The 6,538-nt window shown below is 60.0% G+C and carries 5 protein-coding genes; 1 reads left to right on the forward strand and 4 read right to left on the reverse strand.

Translation table 11 applies throughout. The features are described 5' to 3' along the window. Positions 1–160 precede the first annotated feature (160 nt). Entirely contained in the window at positions 161–601 is a 441-nt protein-coding gene (locus VMA09_20615) for a hypothetical protein (GenBank protein HUA36026.1), read from the forward strand. A 509-nt stretch (positions 602–1,110) separates the two neighbouring features. Here VMA09_20615 and VMA09_20620 read toward each other — a convergent pair. The 4 genes from VMA09_20620 to VMA09_20635 form a co-directional block, all read right to left on the reverse strand. After that, positions 1,111–1,356: a hypothetical protein gene (locus tag VMA09_20620; GenBank protein ID HUA36027.1), complete on the reverse strand. Its 246-nt coding sequence runs from the start codon at positions 1,354–1,356 to the stop codon at positions 1,111–1,113. 290 nt (positions 1,357–1,646) lie between these two features. Beyond that, on the reverse strand, positions 1,647–4,355 hold the full coding sequence (mobF, locus tag VMA09_20625) for a MobF family relaxase (GenBank protein ID HUA36028.1): 2,709 nt from the start codon (positions 4,353–4,355) through the stop codon (positions 1,647–1,649). A 2-nt stretch (positions 4,356–4,357) separates the two neighbouring features. Then, positions 4,358–6,142, reverse strand: coding sequence for a type IV secretion system DNA-binding domain-containing protein (locus tag VMA09_20630; protein ID HUA36029.1), 1,785 nt, complete (start codon positions 6,140–6,142; stop codon positions 4,358–4,360). Then, positions 6,139–6,538: hypothetical protein (locus VMA09_20635; GenBank protein ID HUA36030.1), on the reverse strand; the 400-nt coding region annotated here is incomplete at its 5' end. The genes VMA09_20635 and VMA09_20630, both read right to left, overlap by 4 nt.

Below are 6,538 nucleotides of genomic sequence, written 5' to 3' on the forward strand. Positions count from 1 at the left end.
CCGAGAGCCACGCCAGGCTGACGCCGTTGGTCAGCGCGAGCGAGATGTAGGTGTCCTTTGTAGAATACAGGTCCCGCAGCGGCGACACCTTCAGCGCTCTCTGTGCGTCGCGAAACAGGTCGTAAAAATTCGCGGGATTGATCGGTTCTCCGCGAACGTTTTGAAACAGATAATCGCCGGATGCTCTCAACTGGATGAGCGGCTTCAACACATCGATGGTTTCCAGTGTGAGGCGGACAGCGCGTCGCGCGCGCTGCGTCTTGGGTGCGGTTTCGAAGCCGAGGTGTCGGGAGCGTTCGACCTGAATCGTTCCAGCGCGCAAGCTGACATTTCCTACCCGCAACCCCACTGCTTCGGACGGTCTCATCCCAGTGAAGAACAAGGTATGCGCGAGGGCATAATAAGCGTAGTGCGGCCGGGTGTCGTTGAACCCGCCAACTTTCCAGTTCCTGCTTTTGAAGTACTGGAGGATTCGATCGCGTTCCTCGGCCTCAAATGGCGAAGGACCGGGGACGATCTTTTCGGGCCATCTCAACTTGGGAAAAGGGAACGCGGCCGGAACTTCTTCTTGCAGTGCCTCCCGCATCATGGCTCGAAGTGACCCGTCAATCGCGTTCCTTATCGTCTTTTCAGACAGACCTCTTGCCCGGAGTTGTGCCCTGAGGTCTTCGAGGTGCGCCAAACTGAGAGCAGAGACTGACAGATTGCCCAGGAAGCCCAAAATATAGCGACGAAAGTGGCTCTTGTAGTCCCTCACCAGCGACTCCCGAAAAGCCGGCGAATTCTTGGTCGTGATCCAACGTTCGTAGAATTCACCTAGCGTCGGGACCGGCTGGTCCGGCGCAATCACCGGCCGAAGAAAATAATTCGCTCGGTTCCCGTTCGGAAACCATTTGAGATAATCAAAAACGCCGGCGCGGATTTCGGCGCCAATGTAAGCGGCTTGCTTTTCTGCGAGCCGACGATTGCGAGATGTATCATCGAGCACCGTCGCCTCAGCGAAGAAGCGCCGGCGGCCGTTTGGCAATTTCCATCGAAAGCGGAAGCGAAGCCGTCCGGCGGGCGTCGTTTCAACAAAGCAGGCTTGGCGTTTCGCAATCTTCTTAGCCATCAAAGTCGATCGCGATAGTGAGGAATTGCAGTTTCCGGATTTTCGTGACCTGCTTCAATGAAGGCGACGATCGCCTCCCACTTGAGCAGGGGCCTTCGCCCGACATGGAAAAAGTGCTCACCTTCGCGAAGAGTTCCTTTGGCGATCATGCTTCGAATCGCCTGTTCGGTCCAAGGGGTGAGAGCGGCCAATTCACGGACGGAAAGATAAGGCTTTGGACGACTGACAGACTGCTCGGGGCTCATGAGCGTGCTCACTAATGTATGATATTAGCTATCTAGCTAGATATTTCTTGCAAAGTCAAGGGACATGCCCAAGCTCCCGCCTCCCGAAGGGAAGGGCTTCTCGCGCCGATTGCTGCGCAGCATTGAAGGCGGCGCCCTCTCAATTGAACAAGGAGGGCGGCGCAGGATTCTGAGTCGCGTGCCGCGGAGTGCTGCACGCGTGACGAGCGAAGCACCCCGCGTGTGAGCGCGGGCGGCGCGGTTGCGAACGGAGCAAGCGCCACCATTTTGTATGCCGTAGACGTACTGTTTCACATTCGAAATCCATGACTCGGTGTAATCGTCTGGCGCGGTGCCAGCGGAGTTTGCTTGATCTGCGGCTTTATCGTCCTTCGAGCGTGCTCAAGCGCAAGCGATTTCTCACGATCGCGGTTCACGGCGTATTGAAGCGCCTGACGATCGTCGGTGTAAACCGAAACCGCGTGGCGAGCGCGGCTGACTGAGACGTAGAACTGCTTGCGATTTACCAGCTCTGCCGAGCGCAGCGTGTCGATGTTGACAATCACGCGATCGACAGTGGCGCCTTGGCTCGAATGAGAGGTCGACGCATAGCCGTAATCGATATGGCGCAGCCGCTGGCGCGCGGCTCTGATTTCCCGGCCGGCATCGGTTCGGAGAATTGCCTTTTCGTCATCGATCGAACGAATGGTGGCTAACTCGCCGTTAGCGACTTTGAGAGCGCGATCGGGCGCTCGAAACTGGATCCGGTCACCAACGGCGAGCGTGCGGTGCTCCGCTCGAAAGACCTCGACGCCTGAGGGGCGCTTGGGGTTGTACTCAACCAGTTTCCCGTTCTCGGTACGGACTTTGATGCGATGATGTTTCGCGTCGACACTTTTAACTTGCCCGTAGTCGCATCTCGCGAGGCCTAGCTTGGCGCTCCCTCGTCTATATCGAATGACGTCACCCTCCTCGTAGTTTCGCGCAGAAGTGCGTTGCGTGGCTGTGAGGTTGCGATTGATGAGCACGGTTTGATCGTGTCCCGCTGTCTCAATATTCCCTCGACTTCTGAGCAACTCCCGGATCGCCTCGTTAAGCTGGCGGCGCTCGTCGTTGGCGGGACTGACGACCAGGACTCGTTCGCCGCTCTCGTGAGCGCCAACAAACTCGCGCGCGATTGCCTGGTATCGGTCGTTAGTCGAAGCGATCTCCCGAATTCGATTCTGCTCCTTGAGCCGGGCAAGAGCTTCGGCCACTCGCCCCGTCGCAGCGAACTTTACCGCTTGCCGGAGCTCGCCGTCTCTTTGACGCCGGATGGTATCGAGCCGGGCAACCGCCATTCCGGCCTGCTGCATCTGGAAGATGGGCCGCCCGGCTTCGATTGCGTGATGTTGTCTTTGATCGCCGACAAACACGATCCTGTCCACATCCTGATACCACGCACGTTGCAGCAATCGATTTACTTGCCGAGTGGAAAGAAGACTCGATTCGTCGACGATCCAAAACTGGCGCTTTATCGTGTCTTCCGGAGAAGAGGTCTCCAAAAGACTCGCGACGGTCTGGGCTTCGATACCAGCTTCGGAAAGCGATCTGACCGCGCGAGTGGTGGGAGCAAAACCCAGCACCGTGTAACCATTCTCGCCTGCAAATTCCGCAATCGCGCCGACAGTGGTGGTTTTTGCGCTGCCGGCCAATCCTTCGATAGAGGTGAGCCAGTCGCGACTCGATAACGTGATTTCCGCCGCCTGCGCTTGATCGCTGAGCAGCCCGCGCTGCCTCGACCATCGGTTGATCTGAGCACTTGGAGCGATCTCGTTGGCTCGCCCCCGACGGGCGCGCATCAGCTCAAGGTTCTCGGTCTCGAGCCGCAACATCTCCGGCGTTGTAAACGACGCGTGCTGCGCCGATTTGATCTCGATTAGTTCGCCGCGAAGCTGTTGCTGGATGCCTTCGTCTCGAATCTCGGTGAGCGACGCTCGCCCCATCGAATGCTGAAGCGCTGCGCCTTCAAGAGCCCTGCGGTCAACGACAGCCTCGCGCTCGGTCGCGTGAGTGACGGCGTAACCGACAGCATCCTGGACTTCGAATGGAGACACTTGAACGATTTGGGCGTGCCGTGGGGCCTGAAGATCGATGCGATACCCGTGCGCGCGCGTCCGCCACTCTTCGCGCAGCTCAGCTTCACGGCGACCGTCCTTTGCGAGCCTGCTCTGGTGTGCGACGTTCTGCGCCGCGCCAGCTCCGCTCAGGCCTCTGCGGCTCAGCTCCTGCTCGATATCCTTGCGGCGTCGGGAAAACGCCATCACCTGTTCGCGCGTGTAACCCTGCAACTCCCAGCGTGCATCGCTACTGGTGATCTCAATTCCATATCCGAGCCGCTGCACTTGGCGCGCGAGTTCAGAGCGATAGATGGCCGTGGCGAAGCTCTGTGAGCGATAGATCTCGACTGGGTCGAGGCCACGCCAGGCTCCGTCGGGACGCTGCGTCAAGTTTGCGATCACGACGTGGGTATGCAAGTGGGGATCGGGACCGTAGCCATCATCAACGCCTTGTGAAGGACGAGCTGCGATGTGATCAAACCGCGCCGCGACGATGTTAGCGCTGACGACCCACTCGCTGCCGCCGTTGCGGCGTGAGAGTGCATATTGTTCGAGCTCACCGAGCGCGCAGCTTACGGCATGGCGGTGCGCTTCTGCCAGACGCGCATCACCGCCGACCAGAGCCTGAATGCTGACCGATTTTGGCGCGTTAAAGGTCGCGTCCCAGCCCGCGCGCCGCTCGCTCCGGCCGTTGGCAGTGTGAACCAGGACCTCTCCATCTTGAGGCCGCTGGCCGTTAAGGATCGCCCGAAAATCTTCTGTCGCTACCTCACCGGAAAGCCCGAGCGCGTTCGCTCCCTTACCAAACCACTCGCCGACGACCTGCTGCCGCTCGGAGTAATAATCGTCATGAACGTACTTCTCTTCGTAGTACGTTTCGGCTTGCGCCGCCGACAGCGCGCCTTTGGACATTACGAGCATGACTAAGCCCGAAGCCGGCGCCCGGGGCGCGAACTTTCGTTCGGTTTCGGTCCGATAGGGCTGCCTGAACCCTCGTGCGGATTCAACGCGGCTTCATCGACGCGGCGGATGAAGGGACGCTCGCGACGTACGGGCGCGAGGTACGGAACGCGGACTCGCGCGCGATGGTGACCGGCAATGCACAGGTAGCCTTCGAATGGCGGCAGCATCTGGATTTCGCTCGCGAGTACGGCGCTCTCGACCTGCCGATGGGGATGAATGGTGAACCCGTTCTGCCGGTTGAGGCTATGTCCGATTTCGCGCCTGGTAACTTCGCGCTCGCCGATCTGCGCGCTCGACCAGCGAGCTGTTTCCGCCTCGCCGGTGCGCAGAATGAGCTTGGTCGCTGGAGCCGCGGCCAAGGTCGCCGTCTGGTCATGCCCGTAAATCGCGCGCAACTGGGTGATGGCCTGAAAGCCCAGCACGACGCACAGTCCGCGCTTGCGGCCGCGCACTACAAGAGTCTCGAGTTCGGCCTGCCGCTTCAGCACCGGCAACTCGTCGGCGAAAATCCAGACCTGGCCGCTTCCCTCTTCGCGTGCCATCAAGCGACGGATGACGCAATCGAGCCAGACGCCCTGCAATGGGAGCGCGGCTTCGCGCGACTCCTCATTGGAGCTCAAAAAGAGCCAACTCCGTTGGTTGCCTGCCCATCCGAGTGCGCTCCACGACTTCTCGGCCCGATGCGGAATGTGGCGAAAAGCGCTGGTCGCGTTGAAAGCCGTAGCGACGATTCCCGCGCCCTGCTCATGGGCGCCCGGGTCGATCAGCACTTCCGCCGGAGTTCCTCTCAATGCCTCTTTCAATTCATGGCGCGGCAGTCCGAGCAGCTTTGGAATGTCCGCTGGATCACGTGACTTGAGCGCGTACAGCAGTCCGATGATTAACGTGCGCGCGGACTGTCGGAAGAAAAAGTCGGCCCCGCCCTGACTGAATGTGCTGGGTGGATCGGGCACCAGCGCCGCTGCGAGTGCCTCCGCGTCCATCGCTTCGCTGCCCGGTCTCAGCTCCCACCACGGCGACCACGAGGGACTACGAGCATCGAGCGGATTGAGGATCACGTCGCCCCGCTGTGGCTGGTAGAACTCCGGGACGTATTCGCATTCGGGATCGAGTACTACGGCTGTTTCGCCGCGCCGCTCGGTCTGGCGGAGCATCGAGCGGATGGCGGTCGATTTGCCCGTCCCCGGCGCGCCGCTGATGATGAAGTGCTGCGACTCCTGGCGCCGAGGCGTGGGCATGTCGCCGATGGTTATGCCGTCTGCGGCGAGCTCACGGGCGAGGTGCTGCGTCGGAACGACATCGGTGCCGCGAATATATTTTGAACTTCGCGATTCACCTCTCGGCCGGAAGATGAGCAGCAGTACGAGACAGATTAGCCACCCCGTGACGACCGCGCCCCAGGGCGCATAATGCCAGAACCAGCCGGCAAACGATCCGCCCAGGTAGTATTTGCGGCAGAGGAACACGTACATGCGATCGATCGGATAGCGTGCGCCGCGGTAGGGAAGTGAACCGAACGGCAGCGGAACGATTTCGGTAAAGAACCAGGCCAGTACCCAGCGTCCGAAGTACTCGTGCGCGGGCGGCCCGCCGTAGTATCCGAGCCAGCACCACACCAATACTGTAGTGGTCACCGCCCACATGAACACGATCATCAAGACGATCCGCAGCGCGGTCTGAGCCCATACCTTCAGCGTCGCCATGTCGGCGCGATGCAACACTGCGCTGTCGTAGTCGGCTTTCACGACTTGTCTCCTCGCGCGATGCCGGCCGTGTACTCTCGCGCTGTTTGTTCGGAGGCCTCGATGATCTGGTCGACGACTGCCGCGCCGAGAGATTGATCGAGCGAATGAAGAAGAGCGGCGCGCGTCTTGACGATCTCGAATCGCAGCTGCTCGATGCGTGTGTCTCCGTTATGAACCCGGAGCTCGAGGGTTTTTCGTAGTGACTCGAGCTTTGCCACGATGGTCTGAGCGGCGAGCCCTTCCGCTTCAAAATCGGCGGACTGTTGCGATTTGAACTTGTGCAGAACGAGTGATTGGAGAAGCGTGGTCGGTGGGATTCCTCGAGTTCGGGCGGCATCCTCGATCCGGGTCGCAATCTCCTCGGGAATACGAATCGTGTAGGTCTGTTTGCGTTCT

It is taken from the genome of Candidatus Binataceae bacterium (assembly GCA_035508495.1).
GTDB lineage: Bacteria > Desulfobacterota > Binatia > Binatales > Binataceae > JASHPB01.

Bases quoted from the DNA above. Each gene is read 5' to 3' on its own strand.
- mobF (HUA36028.1), bottom strand. From the start codon at position 4,355: ATGCTCGTAATGTCCAAAGGCGCGCTGTCGGCGGCGCAAGCCGAAACG.
- VMA09_20620 (HUA36027.1), bottom strand. From the start codon at position 1,356: ATGAGCCCCGAGCAGTCTGTCAGTCGTCCAAAGCCTTATCTTTCCGTC.